General features: G+C 54.3%; 1 protein-coding gene. It reads right to left on the minus strand.

All coding sequences use genetic code 11. The features are described from left to right. Positions 1-468, minus strand: a 468-nt coding sequence (locus tag KDH83_RS31290; RefSeq protein WP_212323012.1) for a GDP-mannose 4,6-dehydratase, incomplete at its 3' end; no start/stop codon positions are given. Positions 469-554: the final 86 nt, after the last annotated feature.

Below are 554 nucleotides of genomic sequence, written 5' to 3' on the forward strand. Positions count from 1 at the left end.
GTTTGGCTGATATTGATGATCCTCACGAAATGGCGGTGCTGCTGGCTCCAACGAACCATAGACCTCGTCTGTGGACACATGCAGAAAGCGGAATCCGTCGCGCGCGCTTGCCTCAAGCGATGCGACATAGCGCCGCGCACATTCGAGCAAATTAAATGTGCCAACGATATTTGTTTCAATAAATGCGCTCGGCCCTGAGATGGACCGATCCACATGGGATTCCGCCGCAAAATTGACTATCGCGCGCGGCGCATGCTGTGCCAGCAATTCATCCACCAAGATTTGATTACCAATATCTCCCGGAATCAGTATGTATCGGCTGTCGCCGGCCAGAGCAACCAGATTCTCGGGTTTGCGGGCATAAGCAATTTTATCAAGATGGAGCCCCGGTTCACCGTGCTGGGCCAGCCAGTCGAGAATGAAATGGGAGCCGATAACCCCGGCTCCGCCAGTGACGAGAATAGTCATGGTTTGCGTGCGAGAGATTGATGCGCGCCACCAGGATGTGCGCGTCCTGCCACGATTTTAACTGTCGTCAATGCTCCAGCCAGGAC

Source organism: Achromobacter sp. Marseille-Q0513 (assembly GCF_018195695.1).
In the GTDB taxonomy this organism is placed as follows: domain Bacteria; phylum Pseudomonadota; class Gammaproteobacteria; order Burkholderiales; family Burkholderiaceae_B; genus Achromobacter.